Annotated in this window: 12 protein-coding genes; all 12 read left to right on the forward strand. The window is 47.1% G+C overall.

Annotated features, from left to right (window positions below):
• Nucleotides 1-345: 345 nt before the first annotated feature.
• The 12 genes from AACR11_RS13820 (at nucleotide 346) to fliH (ending at nucleotide 13299) form a co-directional block, all read left to right on the forward strand.
• The gene (locus AACR11_RS13820) at nucleotides 346-1476 is read left to right on the forward strand and encodes a flagellin (RefSeq protein ID WP_005448343.1); all 1131 of its coding nucleotides are present in this window, start codon (nucleotides 346-348) and stop codon (nucleotides 1474-1476) included.
• Nucleotides 1477-1555: 79 nt separating this feature from the next.
• A complete protein-coding gene (flaG, locus tag AACR11_RS13825; protein WP_005448345.1) occupies nucleotides 1556-1984 on the forward strand; it encodes a flagellar protein FlaG in 429 nt (142 codons plus the stop codon).
• Nucleotides 1985-2004: 20 nt separating this feature from the next.
• Complete coding sequence (fliD, locus tag AACR11_RS13830; RefSeq protein ID WP_005448347.1) at nucleotides 2005-4017, forward strand: flagellar filament capping protein FliD; 2013 nt, start codon at nucleotides 2005-2007, stop codon at nucleotides 4015-4017.
• Nucleotides 4018-4323 (forward strand): flagellar protein FliT, encoded by a 306-nt coding sequence (locus tag AACR11_RS13835; RefSeq protein ID WP_005448349.1) that lies wholly within the window; start codon nucleotides 4018-4020, stop codon nucleotides 4321-4323.
• 12 nt (nucleotides 4324-4335) lie between these two features.
• A complete protein-coding gene (fliS, locus tag AACR11_RS13840) occupies nucleotides 4336-4746 on the forward strand; it encodes a flagellar export chaperone FliS (protein ID WP_005438665.1) in 411 nt (136 codons plus the stop codon).
• Nucleotides 4747-5032: 286 nt separating this feature from the next.
• The gene (locus AACR11_RS13845; RefSeq protein WP_005448351.1) at nucleotides 5033-6499 is read left to right on the forward strand and encodes a sigma-54 dependent transcriptional regulator; all 1467 of its coding nucleotides are present in this window, start codon (nucleotides 5033-5035) and stop codon (nucleotides 6497-6499) included.
• Between the two features lie 193 nt (nucleotides 6500-6692).
• Complete coding sequence (locus tag AACR11_RS13850; RefSeq protein ID WP_005448353.1) at nucleotides 6693-7730, forward strand: sensor histidine kinase; 1038 nt, start codon at nucleotides 6693-6695, stop codon at nucleotides 7728-7730.
• On the forward strand, nucleotides 7730-9139 hold the full coding sequence (locus tag AACR11_RS13855) for a sigma-54-dependent transcriptional regulator (RefSeq protein ID WP_005448355.1): 1410 nt from the start codon (nucleotides 7730-7732) through the stop codon (nucleotides 9137-9139). The genes AACR11_RS13850 and AACR11_RS13855 overlap by 1 nt, the downstream gene beginning before the upstream one ends.
• A 126-nt stretch (nucleotides 9140-9265) precedes the next feature.
• On the forward strand, nucleotides 9266-9577 hold the full coding sequence (gene fliE, locus AACR11_RS13860) for a flagellar hook-basal body complex protein FliE (RefSeq protein ID WP_005448364.1): 312 nt from the start codon (nucleotides 9266-9268) through the stop codon (nucleotides 9575-9577).
• Between the two features lie 14 nt (nucleotides 9578-9591).
• The gene (fliF, locus tag AACR11_RS13865; RefSeq protein WP_005448365.1) at nucleotides 9592-11334 is read left to right on the forward strand and encodes a flagellar basal-body MS-ring/collar protein FliF; all 1743 of its coding nucleotides are present in this window, start codon (nucleotides 9592-9594) and stop codon (nucleotides 11332-11334) included.
• Nucleotides 11327-12382 (forward strand): flagellar motor switch protein FliG, encoded by a 1056-nt coding sequence (gene fliG, locus AACR11_RS13870; protein WP_005448366.1) that lies wholly within the window; start codon nucleotides 11327-11329, stop codon nucleotides 12380-12382. The genes fliF and fliG overlap by 8 nt, the downstream gene beginning before the upstream one ends.
• A gap of 116 nt (nucleotides 12383-12498) precedes the next feature.
• Nucleotides 12499-13299, forward strand: a complete 801-nt coding sequence (fliH, locus tag AACR11_RS13875) for a flagellar assembly protein FliH (protein WP_005448367.1) — start codon at nucleotides 12499-12501, stop codon at nucleotides 13297-13299.

A 13299-nucleotide genomic window follows, 5' to 3' on the forward strand; every position in this document is an offset into this window, starting at 1 on the left:
CGCAAGCGAAACAAGCGCCTAACTCAGCGCTAAGCCTACTAGGTTAATTTTTAACCTAAAGGCAAGAACCTCATTGGCTCGTGGTGAGAGATGAGCGAGTAAACCCAGCTTCGGCTGGGTTTTTTTCTGCCTGTTTTAGATTAATAACCCAGCAGCTAGCCAACCCATTGAATATTAGAGATTCATCACACTTCAGTAAGCTAAAGAAAATAATCGCAAAAAATTGAAAATTTCTCCTAAAGGATATTTATAGGTCGCCGTTAAAGGGACTGAGAGAAATGAGATGTACCTAAGTGAGGTGAGAGACACGACGGTGCATCAACTAAAGCCTTAAGGAGATCAATTATGGCGATTAACGTTAATACTAACGTTTCTGCGATGACCGCACAGCGTTACCTAAACCAAGCGGCTGAAGGTCAACAAAAATCAATGGAGCGTTTGTCTTCGGGTTATAAAATCAATAGCGCGAAAGATGATGCTGCAGGTCTACAGATTTCTAACCGTTTGAACGCACAGAGCCGTGGTCTAGACATGGCTGTGAAAAACGCGAACGACGGTATTTCTATTGCACAGGTTGCTGAAGGTGCAATGAATGAATCTACCAACATCCTACAACGTATGCGTGACCTATCGCTTCAATCTGCGAACGGTTCGAACTCAAAATCAGAACGTGTAGCGATCCAAGAAGAAGTAACAGCGCTTAACGACGAGCTAAACCGTATCGCTGAAACAACCTCTTTCGGTGGTAACAAGCTTCTAAACGGTACTTACGGTACTCAATCTTTCCAAATCGGTGCGGACTCTGGTGAAGCAGTAATGCTTTCTATGGGTAACCTACGTTCTGATACTTCTGCAATGGGCGGTAAGAGCTACGCAGCAGAAGACGGTAAAGATGCGTCATGGACAGTGAGCGATAAAACTGAACTTAAAATGACGTACACCAACAAGCAAGGCGAAGAGCAAGAGCTTACTGTCCAAGCAAAACAAGGCGACGATATTGAGCAGCTAGCGACTTACATCAACGGTCAAAGCGAAGATGTAAAAGCGTCTGTTGGTGAAGATGGCAAACTACAAGTATTTGCTTCTTCTCAAAAAGTAACGGGTGACGTTGAGTTCTCTGGTAACCTAGCGGGTGAGATCGGCTTCGGTGACGCAAAAGACGTAACGGTTAAAGACATCGACGTAACAAGCGTTGCAGGCTCTCAAGAAGCGGTAGCTATCATTGATGGCGCACTAAAATCAGTAGACAGCCAACGTGCGTCTCTTGGTGCATTCCAAAACCGTTTCAACCACGCTATCAGCAACCTAGACAACATTAACGAGAACGTTAATGCGTCTAACAGCCGTATTAAAGATACTGACTACGCGAAGGAAACAACGGCAATGACTAAGTCGCAAATCCTTCAACAAGCAAGTACTTCAATCTTGGCTCAAGCGAAGCAGTCACCATCTGCAGCGCTAAGCTTGTTGGGCTAATCGGGTCGACTCAGCCTAGTGATTACGTCACCAAAGCGATAGACCTATCGTTAGCCCATAAGGTGGAAGGGAGATTGTAATGGAAATATCCTCCTACACATCGAACATCCAGCCTTACGGCACACCGAGTGGCACAAAAGTTGCTAAAGAAAATGGCGTAGGCGCGCCTAGCACAGCAAGTTCAAACGGTACCGCTTCGCCTGTAAAAGCGAACGATGCCGAACGCGATCTCTCTGTTCAAGCTGCACTTGAAATGGCGGATACCCGCCAAGAGCTGAACAGAGAAGAACGCGAAAAAATGGTTAAGCAAATGAATGAATTTGTCGACGCCATGAATAAGGGAGTGGCGTTTCGTGTTGATGAAGAATCGGGTCGAGACGTCGTGACGATATACGAAGCCACAACCGGTGATGTTATTCGTCAAATTCCTGATGAAGAAATGCTAGTGGTTTTGCGTCGCCTAGCTGAACACACAGCTAACAGCGGTTTGTTAGTTGAAAAGGTGTAAGTCGTTTTTGAGGTGATTTGATGAGTTTAGGCCCTTTGGGGATGTCTGGCGGCATGGATATCAATTCCATGGTCAGCAAAATTGTGGATGCCGAGCGTGTGCCAAAGCAGCAACGCATCGACAACGAGCGTGCGACAATTGACGCCAGCATCAGTGCCTACGGGCGACTCAGAGAATCGTTGGATACGATGAAGAATCTCATGACGAACTTTCGTCAGGAGAAGGCTTTTGCTGTTCGTACGGTAGATACTACCGACGATGCAGTGGTATCTGCGACCGCAACAACAGACGCTATAGCCGGTAAGTATGCTATCGATGTGTTGCAGCTTGCACAGAGTCATAAAGTGGCTTCTGACGTTTTGCCAGAAGATGCTAAGTTTGGACCTGGTAAGCTGCAGATTTCTCTTGGTGATGACACCTTCGACGTTAATGTCCGTTCTAGTTCTAAGCTAGTTGATGTCGTTCGTGGAATTAACGGCGCTAAGGATAACCCTGGCGTACGTGCTTCCGTTATTAACGACGTAGAAGGGCCGCGTTTGATCCTTGCTTCGAATCTATCGGGCAAGGACCATCAAATTAAAGTCAGTGTGGATGCCGATGCAGGTAACCCGCTGAAACATTTCGAATACAAAACTCTAGAAGACCGAGTGAACGCGCTTGAAGAAGCTCGTGAAGCGGCTGAAGCCGTACTTGGACCTCTAAAAGAACCAGAATCAACAACCGATGCAGACCAACCAGAACAGGTGGATGCAGACGGCAATCCTATACCTCCTGAAGAACAAAAAGCGGCAGAAAGTGCGCAAGATGGCGCATCCGATGAACCGATCTCTGCATCCGGCGCTGCTGCGGCGAAAGCTGGACAAGAAGCGATTGATGCCGCTAACAAGCGTGCAAGTATGCGCCCACAAGACAGTATTCCCGGTTGGACTGAAACGGCTTCAGGAACACTTCTCGATTCTTACCGTCCACCGGAACTCGAACTGGATGAGAAAGCGATTGAGAAAGCGCCAGATGTTCCTGGGTGGGATAACACCGCCTCAGGCACACTCACCGATTCATACGTAACAACGAAAGAAGCGAAACAACAGCTCGAACAAGAAAAAGCGGAAATTGAGCAAAAGATTGCGGATGAAAAACAAGAGCTTGACCAAAAGGTTGAACGAGGTGAGCTAACTGAAGCGCAAGCAAAACAAATTCATCGAGCCAAGCTTGAGCCAGAGGAGCGCGAACGTCTTGAAAAAATAGACGTAGCAGAAGCCAAAATCGCAGAAGCAGAGAAGTCTTTTGAAGCGTACTCGGGCATGATGGAAGTACAAGCTGGGCAAGACTCGCAAGTGATGCTTGATGGCGTTGCACAGCTATCTAGTCACAACAACGTGATTGAAGATGCTATTGAAGGTGTCAACTTGACCCTTAAAGGCAAGTCCGAAGTAGGTAAACCTCCTGCTGAAATCGGCGTAGAATACGACCGCGGCAGCGTGCGTAATGACATTGAAAACTTTGTCTCTGCTTACAACTCGTTCTACCAAACATCGAAAGCACTATCGAGTGTTGACCCTACCACTGGTCAGAAAGGACCGCTTGCGGGCGACAGTACAGTGCGTAATGCCGATGCGAGGCTGAAAGCGGTATTCTCAACGGCGATTGACAAAGCACCAGAAGATTTAAAATCCCTGACTGAGTTCGGTATCACGACCACACGCCAGGGCACATTAGAGATTAACTACGACATGCTGGATCGCCAGTTGAACAGCAACTTTAACGAGTTGGAAAAGTTCTTTGGCGGTAATACCGGTTTTGCCAAACGCGTGGAAGACGCGATTCAGGGCATTACAGGGTTTACTGGCAGTATTCGTACTCGTGAAAAAAGCTTAACTGAGCAGAACTATCGTTTAGGTGATGACCAAGCGGCATTAGATCGCCGTATGGATAGCCTTGAAAAACGCACCCACGCTAAGTTTGCCGCTATGCAAGATGCCACGGGTAAGATGCAAGGGCAGTTGGGCGCATTGATGAACGCGTTGGGTCAATAGATGCGAAGTGAACTCATTGAAATTAGTGATATTGATCAACTAATTGCGCAAGAACTAGAAAAAGTCGACTTTAATGCTGAAGAAATTCTTCGCTTGGTCGATATCAGGGAACGGTTATTGCAAAACCTGCTACCCATTGTCGAGAGCAATCCGTTGGTGAAGCAGGAAGCAGAGTGGCAAGACTTGCTCACTCGTACCAAAAGAATTGTTGAGCTGATGCAAAACGAAACCACGAACGTTGGTAAAGAGCTACATAAGTTCCGTTATGGTAAGCGTTCGCTTCAGCAGTACAAAAAATTTATATAAAAGAGGAATACTATGCGCGGTTCTTTGCAAGCATACAAAAAGGTATCAGTCGACAGCCAGCTGAGTGCGGCGTCTCCGCACAAAGTCATTCAAATGCTAATGGCAGGTGCGATTGAGCGTCTGATCCAAGGTAAAGCAGCAATGCAAGCAGGCAACATTCCAGCAAAAGGCGAGCGTCTAGGTAAAGCGTTAGACATCATTATTGCGCTACGCAGCTGCCTTTCAATGGACGATGGTGGTGACATTGCTTCAAACTTAGATTCACTTTACGAGTTTATGATCACTCAGATTTCTGCCGCGAACCACCAAAACGATCCTCAACCGATCGACGACGTTATCGACATCATCCGTGAGATCAAATCAGCGTGGGACCAGATCCCAACTGAGTTCCACAACCTAACTGCTGCAGAAGTAGGCATTTAATAAAGAAAACAATACCTTACTGATTTGGTAGGGTATTGTGTCTGATTGCACATCAAGTCGTTCAGCAAAGTTACAATCAAGCTCACACCTCTTTATTGCTTGGTTGCCTTATTTTTTTATTCAAATAAAATAGAAGTCATTAGTGGCCCTAATGGCTTTTTTTTGTTGCTGATTTTCCTATTTTGTCTATCGTTAATTGAGAGTGGTCCCACCTTTTCTGACACTCAATTGCGCAAATCAAGGTCTGGCCGCAACAACCCCATAATAAAGGCAATCATTCTTACTTATGCAAGGTTTGGCAAAGCTGCTTGTAATCGATGACGACGCACCAAGTCGTTTAAATATAAGCAATATATTGGAATTTGTTGGAGAAAGTTGCGAAGCTGTCAGTTCTGATCAGCTAGGCGATGTAGACTGGTCTAGTGTTTGGTCAGGTTGTATTGTGGCTAACATCTCTGCCGGTCAGGCTGCGACAGCAGTAATGACACAACTCAACGAAGCGTACCATATCCCTCTTCTCGTCATGGGCTCTTTCCCATTGCCTGTTGATGACTTGCCAAATTTTGTCGGTGAATTAGAGCAACCTCTAAACTACCCGCAACTTAGCGAAGCGTTACGTCACTGCAAAGACTTTCTTGGTCGCAAAGGTGTGAACGTTGTTGCAAGTGCTCGCAAAAACACTCTTTTCCGCAGTCTCGTTGGTCAAAGCCGTGGTATCCAAGAAGTTCGTCATTTGATTGAACAAGTATCAGGTACAGAGGCAAACGTCTTGATCTTGGGGGAATCAGGGACAGGTAAAGAAGTGGTGGCGCGCAATATCCATTATCATTCTGCTTACCGCAACGGTCCGTTTGTGCCAATTAACTGTGGTGCGATCCCACCAGAGCTTTTAGAAAGTGAGCTGTTTGGTCATGAAAAAGGTGCATTTACCGGAGCTTTAACGGCACGTAAAGGTCGTTTTGAATTAGCAGAAGGTGGCACGATCTTCCTTGATGAGATTGGTGATATGCCAATGTCTATGCAAGTGAAGCTGTTGCGCGTATTGCAAGAGCGCTGCTTTGAGCGTGTTGGTGGCAATACGACGATCAAAGTAAACGTTCGTGTTGTAGCTGCAACTCACCGTGATCTCGAAACCATGATCGACGATGGCACGTTCCGTGAAGACCTCTTCTACCGCTTGAATGTATTCCCAATTGAAATGCCTGCGCTAAAAGCGCGTAAGCAAGACATTCCTTTGCTGCTGCAAGAGCTAATGACGCGTCTTGAAGCTGAAGGCGGACAACCAATTTGCTTCACTCCTCGTGCTATCAACTCGCTGATGGAACACAACTGGCCAGGTAACGTACGTGAACTTGCTAACCTTGTTGAGCGTATGGTGATCCTATACCCGAATAGCTTGGTCGACGTGAATCATCTTCCGACTAAATACCGCTACAGTGATATTCCTGAGTTCCAACCTGAAGGGAACCCATTCACAACAGTGGAAGAGCAAGAGCGTGATGTATTCCAAGATATCTTCTCTGAAAACTTCAGCTTTGAAGAGCAGAGCGATCTTGACCACAACATGAATGCACCTCAAGCACTGCCACCGGAAGGAGTCAACTTGAAAGAGTTGTTAGCCGATATGGAGGTCAACATGATCAGCCAAGCGTTAGAAGCGCAAGGCGGTGTAGTGGCGCGAGCGGCAGATATGCTCGGTATGCGTCGTACGACATTGGTTGAGAAAATGCGTAAATACAACCTACAGCGCTAGGTTTATCTGATAGCCAAAGTTCACACTTTCAACGGTGATTGGTTATCTTTTCTGATAACGAAAGCGCCATTTTCCTAGTGTCAACTTCTTGTCGTTCGCATAACGCTATGATAAATATAGAAAATAGCTTGGTACGCTAATTGCTTGCCAAGCTATTTTAGTTTGTAAGTGGCGACAATTCGACAGGCAGTGAATGGACAACAACACTAACCAATCCCATTTAGACTCAGTAGAGAATCAGGTAGAGCGTTATAAACAGGTTCTGGACGTAATGCCGGCTGGCGTGATCTTGTTAGACACGCACGGAGTGGTCCGTGAAGCCAACCCGGAAGCGCATCGAATTCTTGAGATTCCATTAGTCAACGAGAAATGGTTCAACATCATCCAAGCGGTTTTTGATCCGCGTGAAGATGATGGTCATGAAATTTCACTGCGCAATGGTCGCAAAGTGCGTTTGGCTATCTCTGCCTCGGCGACGGGTCAGCTTATCCTGATCACTGACCTAACAGAAACCCGCTTACTGCAATCTCGCGTGAGTGACTTACAACGTTTGTCATCACTCGGTCGTATGGTGGCGTCGCTCGCTCATCAAGTTAGAACGCCTTTATCAAGTGCGATGTTATATGCATCAAATTTAGGTGCGCCGAATCTCCCTCCTGCGACAAGAGAGCGATTTCAGAGCAAATTAATGGATCGACTGCACGATTTGGAGAAGCAGGTTAATGATATGCTGCTTTTTGCCAAAGGTGGTGATAATAAAGTCATTAAGCCATTTAACATTGCTCAGCTGGTGGCTGAATATCAGCCCATGGTGGAAACCGCACTGAAAAACAACAGCATCGATTACTTCCTAGAAGTTGAGGAAGAGCAGACTGAGCTATTAGGTAACGCGAATGCCATTGCTTCAGCATTGAGTAACTTAGTGATGAACGCGATTCAGATGTCAGGCAAAGAATCGCAAATTGATGTCTTTTTCCGCCCGGTAAACGGTGAACTGCGCATTTCTGTGCAAGACAGCGGACCGGGTATACCAAAAGAACTACAAGCCAAAATTATGGAGCCCTTCTTTACCACGCGTTCTCAAGGAACGGGGTTGGGACTTGCTGTTGTTCAAATGGTTTGCCGTGCCCATGACGGTCGATTGGAACTCATTTCAGAGCAGGGTGATGGAGCCTGCTTTACCATGTGCATTCCGCTAGAGCGAGTGCAAGCACATACTGGAGAATCATAATGGCGCAAAGCAAAGTGCTGATCGTAGAAGACGATGAAGGTCTTCGTGAAGCCCTAGTGGATACTCTGGCTCTGGCTGGGTATGAGTGGTTAGAAGCCGATTGTGCAGAAGACGCTTTGGTGAAACTGAAGTCGAACGCGGTAGACATCGTGGTTTCAGATGTACAGATGGCAGGTATGGGTGGCTTAGCGCTGCTCCGTAATATCAAACAGAATTGGCCAAATATGCCCGTTCTGCTTATGACGGCTTATGCAAACATTGAAGACGCCGTGTCGGCAATGAAAGAAGGTGCGATTGATTACATGGCGAAGCCATTTGCACCAGAAGTCTTGCTCAACATGGTAAGTCGCTACGCGCCAATTAAAAGTGACGACAATGGTGACGCGGTAGTTGCAGATGAGAAAAGTCTGCGTCTGCTTGCTCTAGCTGACAAAGTAGCGCGCACTGATGCCAACGTTATGATCTTAGGTCCTAGCGGTTCTGGTAAAGAGGTTATGTCGCGTTACATTCACAACGCTTCAAACCGTAAAGATGGTCCATTTGTTGCCATTAACTGCGCTGCGATCCCAGATAACATGCTTGAAGCGACGCTGTTTGGCTACGAAAAAGGTGCCTTCACTGGGGCAGTTCAAGCTTGTCCAGGCAAATTCGAACAAGCACAAGGCGGTACCATCTTGCTAGATGAAATCAGCGAGATGGACTTGAGTCTGCAAGCGAAGTTACTACGTGTTTTACAAGAGCGTGAAGTGGAGCGTCTGGGCAGTCGTAAGAGTATCAAGCTTGATGTTCGCGTACTTGCAACCAGCAACCGCGATCTTAAACAGTACGTTTCAGAAGGAAACTTCCGTGAAGACTTGTACTACCGTTTGAATGTTTTCCCAATCGCATGGCCAGCACTCTGCGAACGTAAAGGTGACATCTCGCCACTTGCGCAGCATCTTGCTGAGCGCCATTGCAGCAAGATGGGTATGCCTGTGCCTAAGTTCTCTCAAGTTGCATTAGATAAGCTGCTTCAATACCCATGGCCGGGTAACGTTCGTGAGCTGGATAATGTGGTTCAACGTGCGTTGATTTTGAGTGAAAACGGTGACATAGATGCTGAACATATTTTGCTAGAAGGTGTAGATTGGCAAGATGCAAACAGTCTGCAACATGTTGTTCAGAATGCAGAAATGGTCGTACCGGATGTCAAGCCAGTCGCACAAGCTGAGCCAATCAACCGAGTAGCGTCTGGTGGCGAAGGTCTAGGCGGGGAACTCCGTGACCAAGAATACGCCATTATTTTGGAAACATTGATCGAATGTAACGGACGTCGTAAAGAAATGGCAGAAAAACTGGGTATTAGCCCACGAACTCTGCGCTACAAACTTGCTAAAATGCGTGACGCTGGTATCGATATTCCGGCTTAGTAATCACATAAATAGCCATAAGACGAAAGTGTGGGTAAACTACGGCACTATTGTCTTATGGCACAGTAATTGCTGTGTCAATAATCAGTTTTAGTTAATAGTCAAACTTTTGGCTTAGAGGTGACAATGAAGGTTGATGGTATTCAGGCAGAAATGCGCGCCATGATGGTGGAAGCGAGTAACACTGCTCCTACGGCGACAGGCGCGAAAGTTGGTGCAGATTTTGGTGATCTCCTAACAAAAGCCATCAATAACGTAAACTCACTTCAAAAAGCATCGGGTGACCTGCAAACGCGTTTTGACCGTGGTGATGCCGATGTTTCCCTTTCTGACGTTATGATTGCTCGTAACAAGTCCAGTGTTGCTTTCGATGCCACTGTTCAAATCCGCAACAAGCTCGTTGAGTCCTATAAGGATCTCATGAATATGCCAGTGTAATTTAGGTAATAAGTGTGGCAGACAAGTCTACAGATTTAACCGTCACTGATGGCGGCGCAGATGGTGCACTGATTGCTGGCTCAGATCTGGATGTGGAAAGCCAAAACCCAGATCTTGAAGAGCGCAGTGCGTCAAAATTCGATATGGCAGTAGGCGACCTCGATTTACTTCGTCAGGTCGTGTTAGTGCTGTCTATCTCTATCTGTGTTGCGCTGATCGTGATGCTGTTCTTCTGGGTGAAAGAGCCGGAAATGCGCCCATTAGGTGCTTACGAAACGGAAGAACTGATCCCTGTGCTGGACTACCTCGACCAGCAAAAAATCAATTACAAGCTAGATGGTAATACCATTTCGGTAGAAGCGAGCGACTATAACTCGATCAAGCTCGGCATGGTGCGTGCTGGTGTAAACCAAGCGACGGCGGCGGGCGATGATATTCTGTTGCAAGATATGGGTTTTGGTGTATCACAGCGTTTGGAACAAGAACGTTTGAAGCTCAGCCGTGAACGCCAACTTGCTCAAGCGATTGAAGAGATGAAGCAGGTACGTAAAGCTCGTGTGCTGCTTGCTCTGCCAAAACACAGTGTGTTTGTTCGCCACAATCAAGAAGCGTCTGCTTCGGTATTTTTGACGCTCTCCACAGGTGCGAACCTTAAACAGCAAGAAGTGGATTCTATCGTCGATATGGTCGCGAGTGCTGTTCCGGGCATGAAGACCTCTCGTATTACGGTAACTGATCAACACGGTCGCCTGCTTAGCTCGGGTTCTCAAGACCCTGCGTCTGCGGCTCGTCGTAAAGAGCAAGAGCTAGAGCGAAGCCAAGAGCAAGCCCTGCGTGAGAAAATCGATTCTGTGCTTTTGCCTATTTTGGGTTTCGGTAACTACACCGCTCAGGTGGATATCCAAATGGATTTCAGTACTGTTGAGCAAACCCGTAAGAATTTCGATCCGAATACTCCGGCAACCCGTAGCGAATACGCGCTAGAAGATTACAACAATGGCAACATGGTCGCGGGCATCCCTGGTGCATTGAGCAACCAGCCGCCAGCGGATGCGTCTATTCCTCAAGATGTGGCGCAAATGAAAGATGGCACATTGACTGGTCAGGGTTCGGTACGTAAAGAATCAACGCGTAACTTTGAGCTTGATACCACGATCAGTCATGAACGTAAGCAAACCGGTACGCTGGCTCGTCAAACGGTTTCTGTTGCGATCAAAGACCGCCGTACCGTGAATCCTGATACTGGTGAAGTGACTTATACACCATTGTCTGAATCTGAAATTAATGCAATTCGCCAAGTTCTGATCGGCACGGTTGGTTTCGATCAAAGTCGTGGTGACTTACTCAACGTTCTGAGCGTCAAGTTTGCTGAACCAGAGCTTGAGCAAATGGTTGATCCACCAATTTGGGAGCATCCAAACTTCAACGATTGGGTTCGTTGGTTTGCAAGCGCGTTAGTGATCATCGTGGTTATCTTGGTACTGGTTCGCCCAGCAATGAAGAAACTGCTCAACCCAGCCAACAACGACGAAGACGAAATGTACGGACCAGATGGCTTGCCAATTGGTGCGGATGGCGAAACCAGCCTGATTGGTAGCGACATCGAAAGCGGTGAACTGTTTGAGTTTGGCTCAAGCATCGATTTACCTAACCTTCACAAAGATGAAGATGTACTCAAAGCAGTGCGCGCTCTGGTGGCGAATGAGCCAGAGCTTGCCGCTCAAGTTGTGAAAAACTGGATGAACGAAAATGGCTAACGATATCGTACCTCAAGATGAAAACGGCGCAGGCGTTCCTGCGGAGTTTGATGTCTCTAGCATGACAGGCGAAGAAAAAGCGGCGATCTTGCTGCTCAGCCTGAATGAAGGTGATGCCGCCGGCATTATTCGTCACTTAGAACCAAAACAAGTTCAACGTGTTGGTAGTGCGATGGCACGTGCTAAAGATCTAAGCCAAGACAAAGTGTCTGGTGTGCACCGCGCGTTTTTAGAAGACATCCAGAAATACACCAACATCGGTATGGGCAGCGAAGACTTTATGCGTAATGCGCTGGTGGCTGCTCTGGGTGAAGACAAAGCAAACAACTTGGTTGATCAAATCCTGTTGGGTACAGGCTCGAAAGGTCTGGATTCACTTAAATGGATGGACCCTCGCCAAGTGGCAAGCATCATTGTCAACGAGCACCCGCAAATCCAAACCATCGTGCTTTCGTACTTGGAAGCGGATCAGTCTGCAGAAATTCTTTCTCAGTTCCCAGAGCGTGTGCGTCTAGATCTGATGATGCGTATTGCCAACCTAGAAGAAGTTCAGCCATCGGCACTGGCAGAGCTGAACGAGATCATGGAGAAACAGTTCGCAGGTCAAGCGGGTGCGCAAGCCGCGAAGATTGGCGGTCTGAAGGCAGCAGCAGAAATCATGAACTACCTAGACAACAACGTCGAAGGTATCTTGATGGAGCAAATTCGCGACCAAGACGAAGACATGGCGACACAAATCCAAGACCTTATGTTCGTATTCGAGAACTTGGTGGAAGTGGACGACCAAGGCATTCAGAAGTTGCTGCGTGACGTTCCTCAAGATGTCCTACAGCGTGCACTTAAAGGTGCCGACGACTCTCTACGTGAGAAAGTCTTCAAGAACATGTCTAAACGTGCAGCTGAGATGATGCGCGACGATATCGAAGCAATGCCGCCAGTTCGCGTAGCAGACGTAGAAGCGGCGCAAAAAGAGATCCTGGCAATTGCTCGTCGTATGGCAGATGCTGGCGAGATCATGCTATCTGGTGGCGCGGACGAGTTCTTATAATCATTTCTTCGTTCCTTTTCTTCCTTCAAGCTGGGGAGAAAAGGAGCAAGCACTTCCTTAAATAACGCACTTTATTTTCAACATAAGTTTCAACATAAACAGATTGTAGGTTAAGCATGGCTGGCGATAGAAAACGTGGATTTATCCGTCCTGATGAAGACGATGCGATGATCGAACCTCAGCGCTGGGGCTTGCCTGATTATGGCGAGCCAAAAGCAAAGCAAGCCAAGCAAACTGCGTTTAACTACGATCCGAGTTGGGTACCAAACTTTGACGAACCGGAAGAAGAACAAGCGCTTGAACTGACAGAAGAACAAATTGAACTGATCAAGCAAGGCGCTTATCAAGAAGGTCTCTATCAAGGTCAAGAAGCGGGTTTTAAGCAAGGTTACGACAAAGGTAAAGAAGAAGGCGTTCAAGCTGGTCATGCAGAAGGTCTGGAACTGGGCAAAGCCGAAGGTGTAACGGCTGGACAAGAATATATCCAGCAGCAAGTGGAAACCTTTATGAACTTGGCAAACCAGTTCGCTCAACCTTTGGAGTTGATGAATGCTCAGGTTGAAAAACAATTGGTCGACATGGTGCTATGCCTAGTTAAAGAAGTGGTGCACGTGGAAGTGCAAACCAACCCTCAAATTATTCTCGATACCGTAAAGCAGTCAGTTGAAGCACTTCCAATTTCTGGTCACCCAATCACCTTGCACCTGAACCCTGATGATGTTGCGATCATTCGCTCTGCATACGGTGAAGAAGAACTTGATTGTCGTAACTGGACTTTGGTGGCTGAGCCGTCATTAAACCGTGGCGACGTACAGATTGCTGCTGGCGAATCGAGCATCAACTATCGTATGGAAGAACGCGTGAAAAGTGTGTTGAACAGCTTCTGTGGCGCAAACCGCCATCAAGGGGGCGAGTAA

Origin of the sequence: Vibrio sp. L85 (assembly GCF_963871815.1) — a bacterium.
GTDB classification, from domain to species: Bacteria; Pseudomonadota; Gammaproteobacteria; order Enterobacterales; family Vibrionaceae; genus Vibrio; species Vibrio harveyi.

Bases quoted from the DNA above. Each gene is read 5' to 3' on its own strand.
- AACR11_RS13820 (WP_005448343.1), top strand. From the start codon at position 346: ATGGCGATTAACGTTAATACTAACGTTTCTGCGATGACCGCACAGCGT.
- flaG (WP_005448345.1), top strand. From the start codon at position 1,556: ATGGAAATATCCTCCTACACATCGAACATCCAGCCTTACGGCACACCG.
- fliD (WP_005448347.1), top strand. From the start codon at position 2,005: ATGAGTTTAGGCCCTTTGGGGATGTCTGGCGGCATGGATATCAATTCC.
- AACR11_RS13835 (WP_005448349.1), top strand. From the start codon at position 4,018: ATGCGAAGTGAACTCATTGAAATTAGTGATATTGATCAACTAATTGCG.
- fliS (WP_005438665.1), top strand. From the start codon at position 4,336: ATGCGCGGTTCTTTGCAAGCATACAAAAAGGTATCAGTCGACAGCCAG.
- AACR11_RS13845 (WP_005448351.1), top strand. From the start codon at position 5,033: ATGCAAGGTTTGGCAAAGCTGCTTGTAATCGATGACGACGCACCAAGT.
- AACR11_RS13850 (WP_005448353.1), top strand. From the start codon at position 6,693: ATGGACAACAACACTAACCAATCCCATTTAGACTCAGTAGAGAATCAG.
- AACR11_RS13855 (WP_005448355.1), top strand. From the start codon at position 7,730: ATGGCGCAAAGCAAAGTGCTGATCGTAGAAGACGATGAAGGTCTTCGT.
- fliE (WP_005448364.1), top strand. From the start codon at position 9,266: ATGAAGGTTGATGGTATTCAGGCAGAAATGCGCGCCATGATGGTGGAA.
- fliG (WP_005448366.1), top strand. From the start codon at position 11,327: ATGGCTAACGATATCGTACCTCAAGATGAAAACGGCGCAGGCGTTCCT.
- fliH (WP_005448367.1), top strand. From the start codon at position 12,499: ATGGCTGGCGATAGAAAACGTGGATTTATCCGTCCTGATGAAGACGAT.